The organism is Mycolicibacterium tokaiense (assembly GCF_010725885.1).
Taxonomy (GTDB): Bacteria; Actinomycetota; Actinomycetes; order Mycobacteriales; family Mycobacteriaceae; genus Mycobacterium; species Mycobacterium tokaiense.
The window spans coordinates 5,102,904-5,125,540 of record NZ_AP022600.1 but is presented as its reverse complement, the minus strand read 5'-3'; the positions used below and the strand labels follow the sequence as shown (position 1 = coordinate 5,125,540).

The following is a 22,637-nucleotide window of genomic DNA, read 5'->3' as shown; positions in this document are numbered from 1 at the left end:
ATCACTCGATCGTTGCGGTGAGGCCGAAGTCGGCGATCGCTTTGGCCGCCAGTTCCCGCAGGAGAGCGCGCGAGGTCACCGATCCAGGGTGATAGGCGCACACGTAGATACCGACCTGGTTGATCTCCGCGGCAGTGCCGTAGTAGACGTGCAGTTGGCTACCGATCCGCTCCAACCAGCGTCGGGTGAGGTGTTGACTGGCTCCACGGGCGAAAGCGGCGTCACACAGCGTGCCATCCGGGCGGATGGCGGCAGGCCCGGTGTCACCGAGGCTGGAGCACAACGCGGGCGATTCGGGATCGGTGAGCGCGTAGTCGATGAGCTGCTGCCAACCGCGTTTCGGCGTGAAGGGCGTCAGGGCAATGAGGTCCGCGGTCTCATCACGATGGTCCTTGAAGTGGGCCAGTGCGTCTCGCACCGCGGACCGTGCTTCGGCGAGGCCGGTGGTGACCCCGGCAGGGTCGACAGCCGCCCGGGTGAAGGACACGGCCACCGCGCGGGCGTCATCGGCGGTGCTGCGATCGTTGACCGTGAGCAATATCGGCACACCCCGTGCGGGCCCGTGATCGCGGCCCATGCGGCGGTCGATCCACGCGGTCAGTGCGGCCGCCAAGGTGCTGCCGGTGCCGGACAGCTCGGCAGCACGGGCATTCCAGTGATCAAGGGGTAGCCGGATCCACACACTGGGCGCAGTGACCCGGGTGTCGTCGCCCGGGTGTCCCGTATCGGGTCGGCGCGAGGCCGGCGATCGGTCCTTGTCACGCTGTCGTCGCCGGGCCTCCTTCACCGCAGCGAGGAAGGCGCGTCCCACAGCGGGTGCCTCCCTGATGGTTTCGTGTACATCCTGGAGCAGCGCGCGGGGCAGGGAGCGGGTGCCGGGACGGGGATAGCCGAGGTCTCGAGACATCCCCAGGACGGCCTCGGTGACGGCCACGGCGCCGCCGATCCCGTCGATCACATAGTGCGACAACACCAAACTGACCGCGGTGGCACCATCGCTGAGGGGAACGGCACTCAGTCGCCAGCCTGGGCCCGACTCCGGGTCGATCGGCAGCTGCGTTCGTTCGTCGAACCAGTCGCACAACTCTGCCCGCGGCCGGGGACGGGTAGCGAGGTCCAGAGCAGGCGGCCTACGGTCGCACACCCATCGATGTCGGCCGAACGGCAGTGGGGAGCGCTCGATCTGGCGGCCGAGCAGCCCACCGGCCAGATTGGCGTGGAACTTCTTCAAGCCTGCGATGTCCACCGAGCGCTCGTACAGCCAGCCGACCTGCATGACCTCGCGCTGCCCGACCGCCCGGTGCCCCTCATAGAACGCCTGGTCCAACAGTGCCAGCCGATTGTCGGTGGATGGGCGGCCCGTTTCAGTACGAGCATCGAGAACTGGCAACTCTGATTCTCCGACCGTGATATGAGCTCGGGCGACGCAGCCGAGGTGTGGCGTCAGGATAACCGACCCTCGTACGGGCCGGCCGTGTTTGGCCTGTTGGCCGGTCACCGGGAGCGCCCCATGCGGTGAATAGTGCTGCTGCTCTGCTGATTCACCGGCAACCCGTTGTCCAGGTCGTACCCAGGAGCGGCGAGGGGGACGCGGGCTCGGCTCGGGCGGCGCATTTTCCCCGGGAGCTCGACAGTATCCACCAAATGCACCAATATGCAGATCAAGCTAATGGTTGAATGACCCGGGAGTGCTGCGAAAGGTGTCCTGACACATGGCTCTGGGGCAACCTGGTGAGCGAACCGGGGTCGGCGACCGCCCAACCGTCCTGTTCGTGATTGGTTTCGGCAGGTCGGGTACGTCGGCGCTGACCCGGGTGTTGTCGTTGTGCGGCACCACACTTCCGGCAGATCTGCTGGGGGCCACATCGAGCAATCCGCGCGGCTATTGGGAACCGCGCGCGGTCATCGCACTGAACGAGGCGATCCTGCGCCGGTCCGGGAACTCCGGGTACGACCTGTCCCTCGAACGGGGCACGAAGCGCCACGACGCCGCCGACATCGCCGCCATCCGCTCGTTCCTGTCGACCTTGCCTGCCGCGCCGGTGGTGGTCATCAAGGAGCCGAAGCTGACGGCGGTGTCCGATCTGTGGTTCGAGGCAGCCCGTGGTGCGGGCTATGACGTGGCAGCAGTCATCGCGGTACGTCACCCGGGGGAGTGCATCGGGTCGGTCCACAAGCGTTCCCGTCGACAGCTTTACGTCGGCTCCTCCCCGGAGCTGGTCAGCGCCTGGTGGTTGAAGTACTCCTTGCTGGCCGAACGCCACACCCGTGGCGTGCCCCGCGTCTTCGTCGGCTATTCGAGCCTGCTCCAGGACTGGCGTGCCGAGATCAAGCGGGTCTCAGCGACCCTGGAGATCGACCTCGACCGCCAGGACGTCGAGGCCATCGAGGAGTTTCTCAAACCGGACCTACGTCATCACCGGGCCAGCGGACCGGTGTTCGAACCGTTCGGGACGGACTGGCTGGGTGTCACGTACGCAGCGCTGAGCGCCGCCGCGCGCGACGAGCCCTGCGACCACGACGTTCTGGACACGGTCTACGACGCGTACCGCGCGGGCGAGCGGGGTTTCGGTGCTGCGTTCGACGGCGCCCGGCGCTACCGGGCGCTGAACCGACTGCTCCCGCCCGCCGTGGTGACCCTGTCGCTCGGCCTGCTGGCAGCAGTGCACAGGCGCACCGGCACCTGGGCCTGACGATCGTTGTGAGCACGTGAAAGGCGCATCCGGATAATGAAATTCATCCTGGCGTTCTACGGCACCCGCGGCGATGTGGAACCAGGCATCGCCGTCGGTCGCGAGCTGACCCGACGCGGTCATGATGTCTGCCTGGCGGTGCCACCCGACCTGATCGCCTCGGCGCAGGACGGGGGCGTGGCGGCCGTCGCCTATGGTCCCGGCACCCAGGCCTGGCTGGAGGACACCCGTGACTTCTGGGCCTACCTCTTCCGCAATTTCTGGAAGGTCCGCGACGTCGCGGCGTACCTGAGGAGATCACGGGAGCCGGGCATGCAGGCCTGGGCAGAGATGAGCGAATGTCTGCAGATGTTCACCCAGGGAGCCGATCTCCTGGTCACCGGCGTGAGTTACCAGGAGTTGGCCGCGAATGTCGCCGAGTACCGGGACATCCCGCTGGCCACCGTGCTGTGGTTCCCGATCCGGGTCAACGGCCACCTCGTACCGACTCTGCCTGCGCCGGTGATCCGGGCGTTGATGAGGGCCTATGAGTGGCTCGTGTGGCGGGGAGTGCGCGCCGTGGAGAACGTTCAGCGACGAGAACTCGGCCTGGCCCCTGCCTCGGGTCCGGCGCCCGGCCGGATCGCTGCCCGCGACTCCCTGGAGATCCAGGCTTACGACCATCTGTGCTTCCCCGGGCTCGCGAAGGAATGGGCCGCCCAGCCCGGGGTGCGCCGGCCGTTCGTCGGCACTCTGACGCTCGGTTCCGTGACCGATGCCGACGAGGACGTGATGACGTGGATCGACACGGGCACGCCGCCGATCTGCTTCGGATTCGGCAGTATTCCGGTGGCCTCGCCGGCAGACATGCTCGAGATGATCGCCGCGGCCACCCGGAGGCTCGGGCAGCGGGCCCTGGTGTGTGCCGGGTGGACCGATTTCAGCGGCGGTCCGGAGCACGGGCATGTCAAGGTCGTCGAGGCGATGAACTACGCGCAGATCTTCCCGGCGTGCCGGGCGGTGGTCCACCACGGTGGTGCGGGAACCACCGCGGCGAGCCTGCGTGCGGGTGTTCCGACACTGATCCTGTGGATGGCTGATGTTCAGGTGATCTGGGGAGCGGCCATCAAAGGCCTGAAGGTGGGCGCCACCCGGAGATTCTCGGCCACCACCGAAGAGACGCTGGTGAAGGACCTGCGAGTGATCCTTCGTCCGGAGTACACCATGAGAGCCCGCGCGGTGGCCGCCGAGATGACCGACGCCGCCGACAGTGTCGCCACCGCGGCCGATCTCGCCGAGGACTTCGCCCGCACATCCCAGCGTCACCCCCCTGGCACCGAGGTTGCCCAGCAACGGTTCCCGGCAGAGTAGGACCCCAGCGCCGGGGCGCGCGGTCCCGTCGAAGACTCGCTACTCCCGCAAACATCAAACATCGAGTGAGACAGATGAATTCGAGTCCGATCCCGCCATGATCTGACCAAACACATCAAACCGCGGCACCGAGCTGTCTAGACTCAGCGCCGCTGCGGCCACCGGGGACCGCACGAGTCGAACACAGAGGTGAAGGTGACGATTACCGATCACGACGTCAGGTCGCTCTATCTGGATCTGCTTCGGCGCAACCTCACCCGGTACGGTATGCACGAGCGGGTTCCCTCGGAGTGGCCGCTGCGCCGCCGCCTTCTGCTCAAGACCGTGAACACGTTGACTCCGCTGTTGCGGGGTGCCACCACATCGGACCGCAGCGCTCGGGACCTCGGCCTCGACTGGCCGGCAGAAGCCGAGACCATGATCGGGATGGAGAGGTTGACCAGCCTGCAGCACTGTGTGGAGACGGTGCTCGAGGACGATGTTCCCGGTGATCTCATCGAGTGTGGAGTGTGGCGCGGGGGTGCGTGCATCCTGATGCGTGCGGTGCTGGCCGCCTACGGTGATCACAGCCGCACTGTGTGGGTGGCCGACTCGTTCCAGGGAGTTCCCCGGTCTGACCCGGCAAATTACAAGGCAGACAAAGGGATCAGAGCCGACTTCGCGGCCGGCATCCTCGGCGTCTCGCAAGAGCAGGTGAAGGCCAACTTCGAACGATACGGACTGCTCGATGAGCGGGTCCAATTTCTGCCCGGGTGGTTCAAGGACACCCTGCACAGTGCACCCGTCGAACGGATCTCGGTGCTCCGGCTCGACGGTGACCTGTACGAATCGACCATCCAGGCCCTCGAAGCGCTGTACCCCAGGCTCTCGACCGGCGGATTCTGCATCGTCGACGACTTTCTGGCCGTGAAAGCCTGCCAGCAGGCTGTTCTCGATTACCGGGCCAAGCACGGCATCGCGGCCGAGATCGTCGACATCGACGGGACCGGTGTGTTGTGGCGCAAATAGGCCTGCGTCAGCTCAGATGACAGCTCCGATCCGCATCGGCGTGCTGGGCGCAGCGCGGATAGCCCCGACGGCGCTCGTCAAACCGGCCCGCGGTACCACCGACGTGGTGGTCGAGGCCGTGGCTGCACGAGACGTCGCACGCGCGCGGACGTTCGCCGACCGTCACGGCGTTCCGCGGGCACTTGCCGATTACCAGGCCCTGATCGACGACCCGGACATCGACGCGGTGTACAACCCGTTGCCGAATGGATTGCACGGGAGATGGACCCGCGCGGCACTGGAAGCGGGCAAGCACGTGCTCTGCGAGAAGCCCTTCACTGCAAATGCTGTCGAGGCGCGCGACATCTCGGCGTTGGCGTCGGCTACCGGGCTGGTGGTGATGGAAGCATTCCACTACCGGTACCACCCCTTGATGCGCAGGATGGAACACATCGTCGCGTCGGGGGAACTGGGCACCTTGGTCCGGGTCCAGGCCGCGATGTGTTTTCCGCTGCCGATGTTCTCGGATATTCGCTACAACTACGACCTGGCGGGCGGCGCGGCGATGGACGCGGGGTGCTACGCGGTACACCTGGTGCGCACCCTCGGCGGGTCGACTCCGCGGGTGGTCTCCGCTGAGGCGATCATGCACGATGCGCGCGTGGACCGTGCAATGAGCGCCGACCTGGCGTTCGACGGCGGTCACACCGGACGGGTGCAGTGTTCGATGTGGTCGTCGACGCTGTTGCGGCTGAGCGCCCGGGTGACCGGCGACCGCGGTGACATGGCCGTGCTCAATCCGGTGACACCCCAGCTATTCCATCGCCTCTCGGTCCGGACTGCTGCCGGTCGCCGGGTGGAGCGTTTTCCGCGGCGACCCAGCTACCGTTATCAGCTCGATGCCTTCGCTGCGGCGGTGGCGGGCGCGACCCCGACGTTGACCCCACCCGAAGATTCCGTCGAGAACATGTCCGTGATCGATGCCATGTACCGGGCGGCGGGCCTGCCCGTCCGCGTTCCGGCCTGACCGCACGACATCCGTCCACGTCAGCGACGACGGGACGACCCCAGGCCGAATTCCTCGGTGTGATTTGCTAGAAATTCATGCTCGCGGATGATAATAACGTTACGGACAGTTATGGAATCCGTGTGCACGCACCCGGCACCGGCGGGGTGGGCCAAACGCTGTCCGTGAAAGGGCATGGTTGATGGTCATCGCCACAACATCGGCATCAGCGTCACCCGTCGTGACCCGTCTGCTGATCGTGACCGGCCTGTCGGGGGCTGCAGTGGGCGCGGGGGTGCTGTTCGCCACGACGGCCTTGGCGGCCCCGCCGCGCGACTGCTCACCGGCCGCCGACTCCGATTGTGTTGCCGGTGGCCTGACCTATGGGGATCACGCCCCATCGCGGACCACCGTGGTCAGCAGCGGAGCTCCGGCGGGCCCGTTCCTGGGACTGTTCGGCGATGGGCTGGACGCCGCCGCGGACTGCGTTGGGCGGGCCTGCAACGGCGGAAACGGCGGATTGCTCTGGGGTAACGGAGGCAACGGCGCCAACGGCGGAAGCGGGGGCCACGCCGGACTCATCGGTAACGGTGGAAACGGCAGTGATGCAGTGGCCCTGGGCCAAGCCGGTGGCAACGGCGGCGACGGGGGTGTGATCTTCGGCAACGGCGGTAACGGCGGCAGGGGGCAGACGGGCCTGGCGGGCCAGAACGCCGTCAACCCCGAACCCCCCAACACCACCCGGGCCCAGACCGGAAGCAACGGCACGTCCGTCGCCGATTACGGTAACCAGTCCGGTGATCCCGGTGGCACGGGTCAGGCCGGCGGGGCCTACCCGTTCGGCACCATCTGTTGTATCGAGATTCCCGGCGGAGGCACGGGGGGCACCGGCGCGTGGGTCACGAGTTTCGACGGCAACGCGACAGGCGGTCGTGGCGGTGACGGCGGCGCAGGTGGACTGGGAGGTCCCGGCGGCAACGGTGGGGCCGGCGGATCTGCGTTCACCTTCTCCAGGACCGACGGGGTTGCCACCGGAGGGGCCGGCGGCGACGGCGGAACCGGCAGTACGGGCGCAACCGGCGGCCGGGGCGGCAACGGCGGGATCGCCTGGGGCGCCAACTCGGTCGGGGGCAGCGGCGGCAACGGCGGCGATGGCGGCGTGGGCGCCAACGGGGGCACCGGTGGTGACGGCGGCAGTGGTGGACGTGGCGGCCGGGCCGGCCTGTTCGGCGGGCAGGGCGGCAACGGCGGTGACGGCGGCACTGGTGGCAACGGCGGATCGGGTGCCATCGGCGGCACCGGGGGTGGCGGTGGCACCGGTGGAGCGGGCACCGGCAAGGGCGCAGTGGCGGCATCCGGCGGAGATGGTGGCGACGGCGGCCGGGGCGGGGACGGCGGCAACGGCGGAAACGGTGGAAAGGCCGGTGCCGCAGGCAGCGGCGGGCTGTTCGGATCCTCCGGTGTCCGGGGAACCACCGGTGGTGCCGGCCAGGGCGGGGGTGGTGGAACCGGCGCCGCCGGTGGCAGTGGCGGAGAGAGCAGCGCCGGGACGGCCGGCGGCGGGGGCCAGTCCGGGCAGGCCGGAAAGGCAGGGTCGGGCCAGTTCGGCGGTAGCGGCGGTAGCGGCGGTTCCGGCGGCGATGGCGGGCCCGGCGCCTGACCGCTCTCGACCGGGTGCCGTGGTCAGGTGGGGAAGAAGGCCTCGTTGACGTGGTCGGCCACCCGCAGGGCGTTGGCCGCCACCGTGAGACTCGGATTCAGACCGGCGCTGGACGGAAAGAACGACGAGTCCACAACATAGAGATTGTCGAGTTCATGGGTGCGGTTGAACGGATCCAACACGCTGGTCTTCGGGTCGCTGCCGAATCGGCAGGTTCCACAGACGTGACCGAGATTGGAGTTGTCCTTCCCGGTGCCCAACCGCAGGGTCCGAAACGGTCGAAGCATGTCCTTGAACCGGCGAAGGAACAGACGGTGACGTTCGATGTCATTGCTGTGCAGGTGATATCGGATCCTCATGCGTTGCCGGCCGTCGACACCGGAGGCCTCTGGAGCCAGCACCCGATTGTCCAGGTACGGCAGATCCTCCATCATCGCCGCCAGCACCAGCCCGCCGGTGAAGACTCGATCGTAGACCCGACGGACCGCCGGACTCAGCGAACGCAGCGCCCGGCCCTGCCAACCGGGACGGTTGGTCAGCCACTCCATCGGCGGCAACGCCCCGAAAGACTGCACGGTGCCCAGCTTCTGGCCGTCGGTGAAATACAGGTCGTTGAGACCGATCTCCTTGTTGGCGGCCGTGATAACACGGTCCGGGCTGGGCCAGACCTCGATGGGATCCAGCAGATGGCGCATCAGGTTGCGTCCCACCCAGTCCGAACCGTTCGCGAGCCCGTTCGGCCAGTCACCCGACCGCGAATTCAGCAGCAGCGCCGGTGTCGCCAATGCACCTGCCGCCAACACCACCACCGTGGCGGTGAGTTCCAATCTGCCGAAGCGGGTTTCGCAGACCAACCGCCGTACCCGTCTGCCGTCGGCTTCGAGACCCACGACGCGGCATTCGGTGAGCACCCGGGCCCCATGTTCAGCCATCGCCGGCTCCAGGAAGATGCGTCCGGCATCGTTCTTGCAGGCCCGGTCGCACAGGTACGTCTGACAGGTGGCGCAATCGGGGGTGTAGTCGCAGGCCATCGGCAGATGGTAGGGGTGCAGGCCGCGCTCGGTGAGATGGTCGACCAGCGGCTGATTGTCCGCCGAAAATGCCGGTGCTGCAGGAAGGTCGAGACCGGCGATCTCCGGCCGCAAGGGGTCGCGTTGTCCGCGCACTCGCAGCAGCTTCTCCGCCGCGCTGTACCAGGGTGCCATCTCGTCGTAGCTGACCGGCCACGCCTCAGGCACCGTGGACGCACCGGCGTCGTCGAAATTCTGCCGCGGTGTGAAGTCACGGGCGAAGAACCTTTCGCACACCATCCCGTAGAGTGCCGTGGAACCGCCTGTGCCACTGCCGATGAACGGCACGAATGTCTTGGCGAACCGGCCAGAGATGTCCTGCACCTCGTCGGTGCACCGGCCGCCCCGGGCGAGCGCCTCGAGGTAGGCCTGTGCTGAACGCGCAGCGGCCGGCTCCGCGACCTCGGGTATGCGCGCCCGGATGGTTCCCGGCGAGCCGGGCAGCGCCGAGCGGCCCTTCTCGACGAACAACACCTTCTTGCCCCTGCGCGCCAGCTGATGGCCCAGGGCCGAACCGCCCATCCCGGTGCCCACCACGATGACGTCCCACTCGATGCGTCGGGCGTCGTCGTGTGCGCGTGCTTCGCCGTCGGCCACAGTCGAGCTCCTCAGCGGATGATGACCCAAAGCTCGAGGCGGCCTGGGCAATTCGAAATATATCATTGCGCCGCTGCAGTCGCGGCACGGGTGAACGGCGGGAAAGCCTGGCCGGCAACGGCGTTTTCGGCCTCCGGGATCACGTGCCGTGCCATTCTGTCTCCTGGTGCAGTTCTGCGGGGAGAAGGCAGGTGAGGCGATGCGATTCGTGCTGGTGAGTTACGGCAGTCGCGGTGACGTGGAGCCCGCTGTGGTGCTGGCGCGTGAGCTGAAGGGACGCGGGCACGACGTGCTGGTCGCGGTGCCGCCGAATCTCGTCGAGTTCGCCGAGAATGCGGGTCTGACCGCGGTGGCGTGTGGTCTTGATTCACGAGTGAGCATGGACGCGCAGCGAGAATATTGGACGATGTATTTCCGCACCCCGTGGAAATTCCGGCAATTGTCTCGAATGGCGCGTGAGACCGCAGAATTTGCCTCGCGGTGCTGGAGCGATATGACCGACACGCTGTCGTCCTTGGTCGATGGTGCCGACGTTCTGATCACCGGGCTCATTTTCGAACAGCCCGCCGCCAATGTCGCCGAAGCCCACGAAATTCCGCTGGTGACGCTGCACTACTTCCCGGCCCGGGCGCATGGGCGGCTGCTGCCTCCGCTTCCTGCGGCGCTGAGCCGGCTGGCGATGCAGCTCAACGACTGGGCGGCCTGGCGGGGTACGCGTGCCGCCGAGGACGCTCAGCGCCGCACGTTGGGTCTGGCCGCCGCCACCTGTCCCGCATCGCAGCGGATTGCGCGACGCGGGTCGCTGGAGATCCAGGCGTACGACGCGTTCTGCTTCCCTGGCCTGACAGCAGAGTGGGCGCCGCACAACAGTCGAAGGCCGGCCCGCAGGCCGTTCGTCGGCGCGTTGGCGCTGGCCACGCCCACCGGTGCCGACGAGCGGGTGTCCGCCTGGATCGCCCAGGGGAGCGCGCCGGTGTTCTTCGGATTCGGGAGCGTGCCCCTACAGTCGCCGCAGCAGACGATCGCCATGATCGCGCGGGTCTGTGCCCGACTCGGCCTGCGGGCCGTGGTCGGCGCGGGCGGCTCCGATTTCGGTGACGTCGCACCCGATGAGCATGTCCTGGTGGTGGGTCCGGTGAACTACGCGACGATCTTCCCACTGTGCCGCGCGGTGGTGCACCACGGCGGTGCGGGCACCGCCGCAGCATGCCTGCGGGCGGGCGTGCCGCAGGTGGTCCTCTGGACGCTGCCGGACCAACCGAGCTTCGCCGCCAACCTCAGGCGGCTCAAGGCAGGTGTGGGAAGGCGCTTCTCGGCCACCACGGAGAAGACTCTGACCGCAGACCTGCACAAGGCCCTGGACCCCGGATACGTCACCCGGGCCGGTGCGGTGGCGCGGCAGATGTCGACCGTGTCAGGGAGTGCGGTGGCGGCCGCCGATCGCGTCGAGGAGTACGCGCACGTCAGTTGCGGCGCCCTGGATCGCTAGGTGCGGATCAGGAATCCGTTGGGCGCGAACGTCCAACCGAACTTCTCCTCCCGCCCCACGTCGTGGATGTAGTCACCGGGGAACTCGTCTTCGTAAGCTTCGATCGCCTCGTACGGGCCGGGCCCCCAACCCGGCAGGATCGGGTGTCCGTTCACACACGAGTCTTCGACCAGCAGATAGTCGCCGCGTGTCAGCAGCGGGCGCAACATGGTCATCTCCGCCAAGACGTGCTCTTTGCTGTGATCGCTGTCGAGAATGGCGAAGATGGGGCCGGGGAACTCGGCTTTGAGCCGTTGGATGTGGTCGACGACGCCCGCGTCCACCGACGAGGACTCGACGAACACGATATTGGGGTCGTCGAGCACGGCGGGGTCGAGCGCACGGTGATTGATGTCGACGGACAAGACGGTGAACGGGTGACCCATCCGCTGCACCACATGGGCGAAGAACAGCGCCGACCCGCCGCGGTTGGAACCGAATTCGATGATCAGCGAGGGCTTCAGTTCCCAGAGGATCTCCTGGTAATTCCACATGTCGGCCACCGATTTCCAGCAGTCGACGCCCAGCCAGCTGGTTTTGTTCCAGACAAAGGTGTTGTAGTACCACTTGTGATATTCCTCGGCCTCGTTCCCGGTGGGCTGGTAGAGGAAAATGGCGAGACCGGAATTCACCAATCTCTTCACCGACATGAATGTGGTGGACGCCATGTGGCGAATGGTCGCGACGTCTCTCGGGGCGCGCGAGGCGGGGCCTTCACGTCGCAGCGCCAGGGGCGTGCGCCCCGAGGTGCGGGAGGTGTGTTTCTCACGGTGCCATAACACTGCCGCAGGCTAGCAGCGGACGCGGCGGCAGCGGACGCGGTTGGCGATATCGGACGTGAACCGTCCGTTTGTCCCGCCCGAGCGGCCGTGCCGAAAACGACTGCACGCGCTGGCGAATCGAGGTGAGTCCATTCCGGGCAACCTCGCCGATTCCGGGTTGTGGAGCTGCGAGGTGTCCTAGACTCGCGACGGGCCAGGTCGGGGGACCCGGGGCTCGGGTGTCGTCAAGCGTATGGCTGAAGGGGCTGGTCCGTGGTGGCTGATGGTGTGTTCGGGCGCAGCGACGCCGAAGTCGATCTCCTGGTTCGCGGAATGCGGTCGGGTATCGCGGTGGTCGGATTCGGCTACATCGGCACCGTCATCGGGGCGGTGCTCGCGGAGCGCGGCTGGCCGGTGACCGGAATCGACGTGCGGCGCCATGTCGTGGATCAGATCAACGAGGGCCGCAGTACCGTCCCGGAGCCCGGCCTCGGCGACCTGGTGGCCGACAGCGTCCGCGTCGGACGGCTCAGCGCTACCGATGATTTCAGTGTGATCGCGGACAACGACTTCGTGATCGTCACCGTCGGCACGCCGTTGGGGCCCGACTACGAACCGATCGTCGACGACATCACCTCGGCGGCCCGAGCCGTGGCCCAGCACGTCCGTACCGGGCACCTGATCATCCTCAAGAGCACGGTTCCGCCGGACACGACGGAGAAGCTGTTCCTGCCGATCCTCGAAGAGGTCTCCGGGCTGCGGGCGGGCATCGACTTCGGGCTGGCATTCTGCCCCGAGCGACTGGCCGAAGGGCAAGCGATACAGGAGCTCACGTCGATCCCGGTGGTGGTCGGCGCCGTCGATGAACGCAGTGCGCGCGCCTGCGCGACGCTGTGGCGGCATGCGCTGGGCGTCGAATCCGTCATCGTCGATGATCCGCGCACCGCCGAGATGGTGAAGCTGGCCGACAACCTCTGGGTGGACCTCAATGTCGCGCTCGCCAACGAACTGGCCAAGGTGTGTGATCGCTTGGGCATGGACGCCCTGCAGGTGATCGAGGCGGCCAACACCATGCCCAAGGGTGGGCGGGAAGCCAACATCCTGCGGCCCAGTATGGGCGTGGGCGGCTACTGCCTGACCAAGGATCCGTGGTTCGTCAACCACCTCGGCGCCTCGGTGGGTCTCGACCTGGCGATCCCGCGGACGTCGCGGACCGTCAACGACACCATGCCGGCCTATACATTCGGGCTGCTGACCGAGCTGCTCGCAGACCAGGGCAAAACACTGCAGCACAGCAAGATCGCGGTACTGGGAATTGCATTCAAGAACAACACCGGCGACTGCAGGCTGACACCCACGAGGTTCGTGCTGGAACTGCTCGAGCAGTCCGGGTGCCAGTTGACGGTGCACGATCCCTGGGTTCCCGAGCAGGAGGCTCACAGCGTCACGACCATCCCGCTGACGGTGGACATCGAGTCGGCAGTCAAGGATGCCGACGCCGTCGTGGTGCTGGCTGGACATCGGCAGTTCCACCAGATTCCACTGGTGCGGATGGCAGATCTTGCAGCACCGGGCAGCGTGTTCCTGGACGGGCGGAACAGTTTCGACCCGGCGGCCGTGCGGGCGGCCGGATTCGTCTACAAGGGGATCGGCCGCTAGTCGGCAGAATCCTTACCCGCCACCACCACCCACCATCCTCACCCAACAGTGGAAGAGCTCATATGGCCAAAGTTGTCGTAACCGGTGGTTACGGATTCGTCGGTTCACATCTGGTTGCCGCGCTGCTGAAGCGCGGGGATACCGTGACGGTGTTCGACTACGCGAAGAACACCCGGGACAGCAGCATCGACTTCGACCGGTATCCGGCATTCCGGTTCATCCAGGGTGATGTCACTGACAGTAATGCGCTTGCGGCGGCCGTGTCCGACGATGTGGACACGATCTACCACCTGGCCTCGGTGGTAGGGGTCAACCGCTACGTCGAGGATCCGCTGCGCGTGGTCGACGTCAGCGTGACCGGGACCCGAAATGTCCTGGAGGCAGCGCACCGACATGGTGCGCGGGTGGTGTTCACCAGTACCTCAGAGGTCTACGGCAAGAACCCCGCGACCCCGTGGGGTGAGGACGACGACCGCGTACTGGGCTCGACCAGGACGGCCCGTTGGAGTTACAGCACCAGCAAGGCGATGGCCGAGCACATGGTGTTCGCCATGCACGACACCTGTGGGTTGCCGGTCACCGTGGTGCGTTTCTTCAATGTCTACGGTCCGCGTCAGAATCCGATCTTCGTCATCTCCAAGAGCATTCACCGCATCCTCAACGGCAGGCAGCCGTTCCTCTACGACTCCGGTGATCAGACCCGCTGCTTCACCTACGTCGACGATGCGGTGGCGGGCACGTTGATGGCGGCCGACAGCGACATCGGGATCGGTCAGGTGTTCAACATCGGGAGCATGGTGGAGACCACCATGCGCGACGCTGTGGAGCTGGCCATCAAGATCGCCGATGTGGACACCGTCTCTGCTGCGGTGGCGTTCGACACCGCAGAGCGTTACGGCGCGCGCTACGAGGACATTCCGCGTCGGGTACCGGATTCCGCCAAGGCACAATCAGAACTGGGCTGGCGGCTCGAGGTGGACCTCGAGGAGGGGCTGCGCCGCACCATCGAATGGGCTCGGCAGAACCCGTGGTACCTCGAGGGCGGCGACACGTCCTAGGTTCGCTGCGGCGCCGGGCGTTCGTCGATCCAGCGCAGCAGAGCGGCCAGCCCGTCATCCAGGGTCCACTTGGGCGACCAGTCGAGCTGGTCCATGGCGGAACCGATGTCGCACCGGGCTGCCCGGACGTCGCCGTCGCGGAACCTGCCCACCACAACGGGCTCGGGTGCCGCGCAGAGCCCGGCGATCTTGCGCGCCACCTGGTCGATGGTGGTCGGGGTGCCGGACCCGATGTCGACGCATCGGTCCTGGCCTGTCGGTGGACGCTGTACTGCTGCGAACAACGCGTCCGCCACATCCTCGATGTAGACGAAATCCCTGACGATGCAGCCGTCTTCGTAGACCTCCACGGTGTGCTGTTCGCGCGCCAGCCGCGCGAACAGCGCGATGATCCCGGTGTAGGAGTTGGTCAACGACTGCCCGGGCCCGTAGACGTTCTGCAGTCGCAGGATGCTGAAGGCGGTGTCATGGGCGGCTGCCCAGGCTGCCATGATGTGCTCCTGGGCGAGCTTGGTGGCGGCGTAGATGCTGGTGGGGCGGGGCTCGGTGTGGCCTGCGCGGCTCGCACGGGGGTGAGCCGGCCTGCCGTTGGGGCTCACCGGATCCCACTGACCTGCCACCAGTTGCGCGTGGGTGCGGGGCCGGGGGTAGAACACCTCGCCGTCGGCTATCCAGGTGCCCTCCCCGTACACCGCCCGCGACGACGCGAGCACCAGGTGCCGGGGGACATGAGCGGTGCGGCCCAGCGCATCCAGCAGCTGCGTGGTGCCCACCACATTGACCGCACCGTGGCGGCTTGCCTGCGACAGCGACTGGGCGGTGCCGGTCTCGGCTGCCAGATGCACCACCTGATCGGGTTTGACCAACCGCAGGATGGCGTCAAGGTCGGGTGCGTGCGTGACGTCGCCGGTGAGCAACCGCGCCGAGGGCGGCAACGTCAGCGCGAGTTCCGCACCGTGCACCTGGGGGTGCAGAACATCGAGGACGGTCACGTCGTAGCCTGCCTGCACCAGTCGGTGGGCCAGCGCGGAGCCGATGAATCCTGCTCCGCCGGTGATCAGTACGGATATCGGCACAGTGCGACTCTCCTCAGGTGTGTGCGAGTGTGCGGTCGGTCAGTGCGCCCAGGGCAGGCGCCAGCAACCGGGCGTATTCGACCGTCAGGTGTGAGCGGTCCCGGTAGACGAGGGTGTTGCCGATGATGGTGGGGCAGATGTCGGCGGTGCAGAAGAGGTCGGTGAGGTCGGCGTAGTGGCCGCCGCCGTGTTCGGTGGCGAGGGTTTCTGCGGTGATGCCGGTGTGGTTGACGGCGGTGGTTCGGGTGGGGGCGCAGGCTCGGGCGTCGTCGAGGTGGCCGGAAAGGCAGACGGGGACGATGGATTGGGGGTCGGGGATGGGGCCGAGGACCAGGACCTGTGTGCCGGTGTCGCGGAGTTGGCGGACCAGCTCGGTCAGGCTCGCCAGCCACGCCGCGTCATACGACTGCACTCCTGCGGGGTAGCCGTCCGAGCCGTAACCCCGCCACATGCTCACCACCACCAGGTCGGGCGGCTCGGCCTGCAGACGGGCCAGCACACCGCTGCGCCAGCGGGCGCATTCGGTGTACTCCCGATGCAGCTGCGGGCTGCGGATCGGCAGGTCCATCATCGGGCACCCGGCCTTGCCCATCATCTGCAGGCGCCAGCCGCGTGCCGGCGCCAATGCGCGAAACGCGGGGTTCCACATCGCGGAGTTGGAGTCGCCGAGCACGACTATGGAGGTGTCGGAGTCGAGATCACCACTGGCGCAGTCGGGTTGTTCGACCTGCCAGGCACTGCGCAGACACCCGTTACGGAAGACGTCATCGAGTTGGTCCTCGGCCCCGGCGAGCGGCGGCTGCAGGTTGGACGGCACCGCGGTGAGGTCCGCGGCAGCCCGCACGGCGGTCTGCACCGCGGCGAAGGTCTGTTCCACGGCGCGGTCATACACGTCGGGGGCAGACCCGGCCGGCACCGGGGCAGCGGCGAGGGTGATCGGTGTGATGGGTGCGCCCCGGCCGGCCGGCGCCGGAACAGCGATCAGCAGCCCTGCGCCGACGGCCACCACCGACGCGGTGGACACCATCCCGAGGCTCACACTGCGCCAGGAGGACGTGCGCACCGAGGTCGCGAACCTCAGCGGATTCTCGACGTAGCGCAGCGTCAGGGCGGCCAGCAGCGCGGACAGCAGTGCGGCGGCGAGCCGGGCGCCCAGATCCAGGGCGTGCCCCAGGACCAGGGGGGCGAAGACCAGGATGGGCCAGTGCCAGAGGTACCAGGAATAGGAGAGGCGGCCGATGGCCCGCATGCCGGCCGCTCCCAGCAGGCGGCCCGCGCCCCGACCCGGTTGGGCGCACCCGGCGGCGATGACCGCGGCGGTACCGAGGGTGGGTACCAGCGCTGCCGCACCGGGGTAGAGCGTGGTCTCATCGAACAACGTACAGGCCAGTCCGATCAACAACAGTCCACCGCAACCGATCACGGTGGCCGCACCGCTCGGCAGGCGGCGCCACTGCAGCGCCGTCAGGGCGATCATGCCGCCGATGGCCAGCTGCCAGGCGCGCGTGGGCAACGAGAAGAACGCCACGAACGGCGCCCAGTGGGAGGCCAGCAGGGCCAATGCACAGGAGGCCACCGCGATCACGGCCAGGGTCACCAGGTAGGGACGTGCGGAGCGGCTCGGTCCGAGGGGGCCGCGGCGCCGCCGGACCCACCAGGCGACGGCGATCATCAGCACCGGCCACACCGCGTAGAACTGTTCCTCCACGCCGAGGGACCAATAGTGTTGAAACGCCGAGGGTGTCACGGTGGGGGCGGAGTAATCGACCCCCTGCAGGATGAACCGGTAATTGCTGACGTAGAGCGCGCTGGCGATCCCGTCGCCGATGGTGGTACGTGCCGGTAGCGGGGGCAGCAGGGCGGCGGCGGTGATGAGGGTGATGATGCCGACGAGGGCTGCTGCGGGCAGGAGGCGGCGGGCGCGGGCGCCGTAGAAGGTGCGTAGTCGGACGGTGCCGGTGGTGGAGGTCTCGCGCCAGAGTAGGCCGGTGATGAGGAATCCGGAGATGACGAAGAAGACGTCGACGCCGATGAATCCGCCGTCGAGGCCGGGGATCTGGGCGTGGAAGAGTACGACGGCGAGCACGGCGACGGCACGCAGCCCCTCGATGTCCGGACGAAACCCGCCGGTGTCAGCCATCGACGAGAGCGCGGTCGGTCAGCGCACCGAGTGCAGGTGCGATCAATCCGGCGAACTCCAGCGTGAGGTGGCTCCAATCGAGGTAGACGAGGGTGTTGCCGATGATGGTGGGGCAGATGTCGGCGGTGCAGAAGAGGTCGGTGAGGTCGGCGTAGTGGCCGCCGCCGTGTTCGGTGGCGAGGGTTTCTGCGGTGATGCCGGTGTGGTTGACGGCGGTGGTTCGGGTGGGGGCGCAGGCTCGGGCGTCGTCGAGGTGGCCGGAAAGGCAGACGGGGACGATGGATTGGGGGTCGGGGATGGGGCCGAGGACCAGGACTTGTGTGCCGGTGTCGCGGAGTTGGTGGACCAGGTCGGTCAGGCCGGCCAGCCACGCCGGGTCGTAGGGGACGAAACCGGGGGTCCAGTTGCTGGCGCTACCGGTGCTGTACTGCCGCCACAGACTCACCACCACCAGGTCGGGCGGATCGGCGCGCAGCCGGGCGATCGCCTGTTCGCGCCAGCGGCCACAGCCCTGGAGTTGTTCGGCCAGCCGGGCGAACACATTGTCGATGGGCACGTCGATGGGTGGGCAGCCCGCTTTGGACAGAGTTTCCAGGCGCCAGTGGCGCTCTCCGGTGATCTGCCGGAAAGCCGGCACCAGCATGGCCGCATGGGAATCGCCGAACAACGCCACGGTGGTCGTCGAACCGTCCTCGCCCGTGGCGCATTCGGGTAACGCGTCCGCGAAGAAGCTCACCACGCACCCGTTGAACGCCATCGCCTGCTTCTGTTCCGGGGCGTCGGCCAGTGACGGTTGCAGGTTGGCCGGAACAGCGCGCACTTCGGCAGACGCGGCCACCGCACCCTGCATCTGAGCGAACGCCCGGGTGACCGCGGCGTCGTAGGCAGCGAGATCCGAGCCGGCCGGAGCCGGCGCAGCGGCGAGCACTACGGGCGTGGCAGGCGCACCGCGGCCCACCGGCGTGGGTATGACGGCCAGCAGGCCGACGCCCACGCACACCGTGGCCGCGGTGGCGGCCGCGCCCAAACCCAGGCTGCGCCCACTGGAGTCGCGGATACCAGGGGCGTACCGCACGGGGTTCTCCACATACCGCAGGGTGAGGGCGGCCAAGCCCAGGGACAGCAGCGCCGCAGTCGAGCTCTCCACAATGCCGAGCGGATGGCCCATCAGCAGCGGTGCGAAAATGAGCACCGGCCAATGCCAGAGGTACCAGGAGTAGGAGACCCGGCCCAGGGCCCGCATCGGTGCCAGCCCCAACAGGCGTCCGCACCCCTGCTCGGGGAGGGCGCACCCGGCGGCGATCACCAGCGCGGCGCCCAGGGTGGGCAACAGTGCCGCAACACCGGGGTAGAGCGTCGCTTCGCTGAGCAGCGTGCAGGCCAGCAGGATGAGCACGAGGCCGAACCAGCCGAGCGTCACCGCACCCCGGTGTGGCAGACCACGCCACCGGGTGGCGGTCAGGGCCAGTATCCCGCCGACCGCCAGCTGCCACGCCCGGGTGGGCAGGGAGAAGAACGCAACAGCGGGCATGACGTAGGTGATCAGCAGCGACAGCCCGAAGGACACCGAGGCGATCACCACGAGAACCACGAAATAGGGCCGCGGCGAGGGACTGAGATCCGCGCGCAGCCGTCGGGACCGGTTCCGGCGGCGGATCACCCACGCAATGACCAAGAAGATCGGTGCCCACACCAGATAGAACTGTTCTTCCACGCCGAGGGACCAGTAGTGCTGGAACGGTGACGGGGGCAGATGGCCTGCGGCATCGAAGTAACTGACATCGGCGAGGATGAACCAGAGGTTGCTGACGTAGAGCGCGCTGGCGATGCCGTCGCCCATGACCGCCCTGGCCTGGCCGAGTGGCAGCAGGGCGGCGGCGGTGATGAGGGTGATGATGCCGACGAGGGCTGCTGCGGGCAGGAGGCGGCGGGCGCGGGCGCCGTAGAAGGTGCGTAGTCGGACGGTGCCGGTGGTGGATGTCTCGCGCCAGAGTAGGCCGGTGATGAGGAATCCGGAGATGACGAAGAAGACGTCGACGCCGATGAATCCGCCGTCGAGGCCGGGGATCTGGGCGTGGAAGAGTACGACGGCGAGCACGGCGACGGCACGCAGCCCCTCGATGTCCGGACGAAACCGCGCCCTCTGCGCGTCACTCGTGTGCCGTTCCACGGTGCGGTTGGCGCTGTCAGCGTGGGACACGATCACCTTCTCGATCCAGGGTGCGGTCCGCCAAGGCGCCGATGACGGGTGCGAGCCACCGGGAGTACTCCAGCGTCTGATGGCTGACATCGAGGTAGACCAGGGTGTTGCCGACGATCCCGGGGCACCGTTGCGCTGTGCAGAACAACCTGGTCAGGTCGGCATAGTCGCCCCCACCCGCCTCGGTGGCCGTGGCCTCGGCGGCGATACCCCTGTCGTTCACCGCGGTTGACCTGGGCAGCGCGCAGGCACTCGCATCATCGAGGTGGCCGGACAGGCACATCGGCACCGACTGGTGGGGACTCGGGATGGGGCCCAGCACCAGCACCCGGGCGCCGGTGTCGCGCAGCTGACGCACCAGATTCGTCAGGCCGGTGAGCCAGGCTGCATTGAAAGCGGTGAACCCGGTCCACGATTCGTCGACTCCGTACCCCCGCCACGCCCCCACCACGATCAGCGCCGGGCGCTCCTCGCGCAGCCTGGCCAGGGCGCCGGCCCGCCATTGCTCACAGTGCTGGAACCGCTCGACGAGCCGCCGGAACGGATCGTCGAGGTTGATGTCCATCAGCGGGCAGGCCATCTTGGCCATCAACTCCAGCCGCCATCCCCGTTGTCCAGCCGCCTCTTCCAACGCCGGCGCCCACATCGCGGCGTTGGAGTCCCCGATCAGTGCGACGGTGGTGGACGAGGTGATGTCGGCGAACGCGCACTCGGGTTGACCGCCTTGGTAGGGATTGCGCAGGCAACCGTCGAACGAGAACTGCCGCTGCTGCTCGGCAACGTCGAGCAACGGGGGAGACAGGTCGGAGGGCACTTCCCGCAACCCCACCGAGGCCGCCACCGCCCGCTGTACCTGGCTCATGGCTTGCTGAACCGCGCTGTCATGAGCGGCGCTTCCGGCCCCGGCGGCCAGCGGGGTCACGGAGACCGCGGGCGCGGGTCGTGGCACCCCACGACCGCCGGGTACCGAGATCACCGCCAGCAGCAGCACACAGACCGCCACGGCCACGGCGGTGACGACACCGCCGAGAACGAGGCTCAGCGAACCGGATTCGCGCAACCGCCGGGCGAACCGCAGCGGATTCTCGATCCACCGTAGGGTCATCGCAGCCAGCACCAGCGATATCAGCACCGCGGACAGACGTTGCGCCCACCCCAGAGGCTGACCCACCAGGGCGGGCGCGAGCACCAGCACCGGCCAGTGCCATAGATACCACGAGTAGGACATCCGGCCGAGCGTGCGCAGAGGTGCAGTCGCCAGCAGGCGCCCGCAGCCCCGCGACGGCACGGCGCAGCCGGCGCCGATGACCAGCGCCGTACCCACCGTCGGCAGCAGGGCTGCCGTTCCCGGGTACGGAGTGGTCTCACTCAAGCCGGCGCAGGCGACCACGATCAGGGCCAGACCCGACCAGCCGAGCGCGGCAGCAACCGACGGCTGCAGCCTGCGCCAGCGCTCGGCGGACAGGGCCACCAAGCCGCCCAGAGCCAGTTCCCACGCGCGGGTGGGCAAGGAGAAGAATGCCACCACGGGAACCACGTGAGTGACCACGACGGACAGTGTGAGCGATACGACGGTGACCACTGCCAGTACCGCCAGGATGGGGCGCGGCGAATTGATCTGACGGGTGGGCGATCTGCGGACCCGGCGCACCAGCCACGCCGTGCCGAGGATCAAGACCGGCCACACCAGATAGAACTGCTCCTCCACGCCCAGGGACCAGTAGTGCTGGAACGGTGACGGGGACAGCAGATCGCTGAAGTAGTTGACGTCGGCCACGATAAACCAGTAATTGCCCAGATACAGCGCACTGGCTATGCCGTCGTAGAGCACGGTCGGGACCCGCAGTGGTGGCAGCAGGGCGACCACGGCCAGTGCGGTGACCACGCCCACCACTGCGGACGCGGGCAGCAGTCGTCGGGCGCGGGCGCCGAAGAAGTCGCGTAGTCGGACGGTGCCCGTGGCCGCCGCCTCGCGCCACAGCATCCCGGTGATCAGGAAGCCGGAGACGACGAAAAATACGTCCACACCAGCGAATCCACCGTCGAGACCCACGAGGTCGGCGTGGAACAGGACCACCGCCAACACGGCCACCGCGCGTAGACCCTCGATATCGGGTCGAAACGCCCCAGCTCCACCGCGTGGCACTCGGGCCGCTGCGGCGGGCTCGACAGTGTGGGTCTGGTGCACTCTCACCTACAACTGCTCGGAGATCCAGGTGGTGGTGAAATCCACCACGCCGGGAATGCGCTCGGCCAGGTTGGTGCCGAAGGACTTTTCCAGGTTGCCCCCGAGCAACGGGATCCTGACCTGGACTCGCCCGGTGAACCGGAGCCGGCACCCCATCGGGGCTGATTCGAGTCGGGTTGTCGCGCGGCAGGATCCGAGCCCCCCGGACACGGTGGTGTCCAACCGGCCGCACACCTGATCCACCCCGGATGGCGTCCAGGTCTCGGTGTGGGTCAGCACCACGTCGCCGGAAACGAACTTCGTGATCAGGCTCGGCATCATGACGTGACCGATGCGCTGGGAGATCCGGATCGCCACCGTGCCGTCGCGACCGACGGTCAGGGACTCCAGGGTGGCAGCGGGATCGTCGCCCGCCAGCCGAGCGGCCCAGTAGTCCTTCCGGCCGAACGCCTCGTGGATCTGCTGGACGCTGGCGGACGATTCGGTGTGGCCGTCGAAAGAACGGGGCATAGCTGAACTTCTACCAACTGCCGGGCCCCGGTGTGCACAAGTCCGCGGTTTCTGTTCGGCAAATCACGGCAAACCCGGCATTCTCGTGGTCTATGGTCCAGTTCAGGCGTGTTCCGAACAAGGATCACAATCAAGCAAGTCGACACTGACGATT

At 67.6% G+C, this 22,637-nt stretch carries 16 protein-coding genes; 8 read left to right on the top strand and 8 right to left on the bottom strand.

The window, feature by feature from the left end; translation table 11 throughout:
- Position 1: 1 nt before the first annotated feature.
- Entirely contained in the window at positions 2 to 1,327 is a 1,326-nt protein-coding gene (locus G6N58_RS24880; RefSeq protein WP_115281110.1) for a condensation domain-containing protein, read from the bottom strand.
- Positions 1,328 to 1,766: 439 nt separating this feature from the next.
- Between G6N58_RS24880 and G6N58_RS24875 the strand changes: the two genes are divergently transcribed.
- From G6N58_RS24875 to G6N58_RS31105, 5 genes are all read left to right on the top strand, one after another.
- Positions 1,767 to 2,693, top strand: a complete 927-nt coding sequence (locus tag G6N58_RS24875) for a sulfotransferase family protein (protein ID WP_115282080.1) — start codon at positions 1,767 to 1,769, stop codon at positions 2,691 to 2,693.
- Between the two features lie 36 nt (positions 2,694 to 2,729).
- A complete protein-coding gene (locus G6N58_RS24870; RefSeq protein WP_115281111.1) occupies positions 2,730 to 4,043 on the top strand; it encodes a glycosyltransferase in 1,314 nt (437 codons plus the stop codon).
- 195 nt (positions 4,044 to 4,238) lie between these two features.
- Positions 4,239 to 5,051, top strand: a complete 813-nt coding sequence (locus G6N58_RS24865) for a TylF/MycF/NovP-related O-methyltransferase (RefSeq protein WP_115282081.1) — start codon at positions 4,239 to 4,241, stop codon at positions 5,049 to 5,051.
- A gap of 16 nt (positions 5,052 to 5,067) precedes the next feature.
- On the top strand, positions 5,068 to 6,057 hold the full coding sequence (locus G6N58_RS24860) for a Gfo/Idh/MocA family protein (protein WP_115281112.1): 990 nt from the start codon (positions 5,068 to 5,070) through the stop codon (positions 6,055 to 6,057).
- Between the two features lie 220 nt (positions 6,058 to 6,277).
- A complete protein-coding gene (locus G6N58_RS31105) occupies positions 6,278 to 7,696 on the top strand; it encodes a hypothetical protein (protein WP_163908394.1) in 1,419 nt (472 codons plus the stop codon).
- 23 nt (positions 7,697 to 7,719) lie between these two features.
- Here the strand turns inward: G6N58_RS31105 and G6N58_RS24850 are convergent, their stop codons facing one another.
- Positions 7,720 to 9,363, bottom strand: coding sequence for a GMC oxidoreductase (locus tag G6N58_RS24850; protein WP_232067991.1), 1,644 nt, complete (start codon positions 9,361 to 9,363; stop codon positions 7,720 to 7,722).
- A 199-nt stretch (positions 9,364 to 9,562) separates the two neighbouring features.
- On the opposite strand from G6N58_RS24850, the gene G6N58_RS24845 reads away from it, so the two are divergent.
- Entirely contained in the window at positions 9,563 to 10,852 is a 1,290-nt protein-coding gene (locus G6N58_RS24845) for a glycosyltransferase (protein ID WP_115282082.1), read from the top strand.
- Here the strand turns inward: G6N58_RS24845 and G6N58_RS24840 are convergent.
- A complete protein-coding gene (locus tag G6N58_RS24840; protein ID WP_115282083.1) occupies positions 10,849 to 11,541 on the bottom strand; it encodes a rhamnosyl O-methyltransferase in 693 nt (230 codons plus the stop codon). The genes G6N58_RS24845 and G6N58_RS24840 overlap by 4 nt on opposite strands.
- 387 nt (positions 11,542 to 11,928) lie before the next feature.
- On the opposite strand from G6N58_RS24840, the gene G6N58_RS24835 reads away from it, so the two are divergent.
- Together G6N58_RS24835 and G6N58_RS24830 are read left to right on the top strand one after the other, a co-directional pair.
- Positions 11,929 to 13,311 carry a nucleotide sugar dehydrogenase gene (locus G6N58_RS24835; RefSeq protein WP_115282084.1) on the top strand — a complete coding sequence of 461 codons (1,383 nt, stop codon included), beginning with the start codon at positions 11,929 to 11,931 and terminating at the stop codon, positions 13,309 to 13,311.
- Between the two features lie 62 nt (positions 13,312 to 13,373).
- Positions 13,374 to 14,369 carry an NAD-dependent epimerase/dehydratase family protein gene (locus G6N58_RS24830; protein WP_115281114.1) on the top strand — a complete coding sequence of 332 codons (996 nt, stop codon included), beginning with the start codon at positions 13,374 to 13,376 and terminating at the stop codon, positions 14,367 to 14,369.
- On the opposite strand, the gene G6N58_RS24825 is transcribed toward G6N58_RS24830, so the two are convergent.
- Genes G6N58_RS24825 through G6N58_RS24805 form a run of 5 tightly spaced genes read right to left on the bottom strand, consistent with a single transcriptional unit; the run spans position 14,366 to position 22,483 of the window.
- Complete coding sequence (locus tag G6N58_RS24825; protein ID WP_115281115.1) at positions 14,366 to 15,445, bottom strand: NAD-dependent epimerase/dehydratase family protein; 1,080 nt, start codon at positions 15,443 to 15,445, stop codon at positions 14,366 to 14,368. The genes G6N58_RS24830 and G6N58_RS24825 overlap by 4 nt on opposite strands.
- Positions 15,446 to 15,458: 13 nt before the next feature.
- Positions 15,459 to 17,585 carry an acyltransferase family protein gene (locus G6N58_RS24820; RefSeq protein WP_115281116.1) on the bottom strand — a complete coding sequence of 709 codons (2,127 nt, stop codon included), beginning with the start codon at positions 17,583 to 17,585 and terminating at the stop codon, positions 15,459 to 15,461.
- Complete coding sequence (locus G6N58_RS24815; RefSeq protein ID WP_232067990.1) at positions 17,578 to 19,785, bottom strand: acyltransferase family protein; 2,208 nt, start codon at positions 19,783 to 19,785, stop codon at positions 17,578 to 17,580. Before G6N58_RS24815 ends, G6N58_RS24820 begins: the two co-directional genes overlap by 8 nt.
- The gene (locus G6N58_RS24810) at positions 19,772 to 21,979 is read right to left on the bottom strand and encodes an acyltransferase family protein (RefSeq protein WP_115281118.1); all 2,208 of its coding nucleotides are present in this window, start codon (positions 21,977 to 21,979) and stop codon (positions 19,772 to 19,774) included. Before G6N58_RS24810 ends, G6N58_RS24815 begins: the two co-directional genes overlap by 14 nt.
- Complete coding sequence (locus G6N58_RS24805; protein ID WP_115281119.1) at positions 21,980 to 22,483, bottom strand: DUF2505 domain-containing protein; 504 nt, start codon at positions 22,481 to 22,483, stop codon at positions 21,980 to 21,982.
- Positions 22,484 to 22,637 lie beyond the last annotated feature (154 nt).

Bases quoted from the DNA above. Each gene is read 5' to 3' on its own strand.
- G6N58_RS24805 (WP_115281119.1), bottom strand. From the start codon at position 22,483: ATGCCCCGTTCTTTCGACGGCCACACCGAATCGTCCGCCAGCGTCCAG.
- G6N58_RS24840 (WP_115282083.1), bottom strand. From the start codon at position 11,541: ATGTCGGTGAAGAGATTGGTGAATTCCGGTCTCGCCATTTTCCTCTAC.
- G6N58_RS24830 (WP_115281114.1), top strand. From the start codon at position 13,374: ATGGCCAAAGTTGTCGTAACCGGTGGTTACGGATTCGTCGGTTCACAT.
- G6N58_RS24820 (WP_115281116.1), bottom strand. From the start codon at position 17,585: ATGGCTGACACCGGCGGGTTTCGTCCGGACATCGAGGGGCTGCGTGCC.
- G6N58_RS24870 (WP_115281111.1), top strand. From the start codon at position 2,730: ATGAAATTCATCCTGGCGTTCTACGGCACCCGCGGCGATGTGGAACCA.
- G6N58_RS24860 (WP_115281112.1), top strand. From the start codon at position 5,068: ATGACAGCTCCGATCCGCATCGGCGTGCTGGGCGCAGCGCGGATAGCC.
- G6N58_RS24845 (WP_115282082.1), top strand. From the start codon at position 9,563: ATGCGATTCGTGCTGGTGAGTTACGGCAGTCGCGGTGACGTGGAGCCC.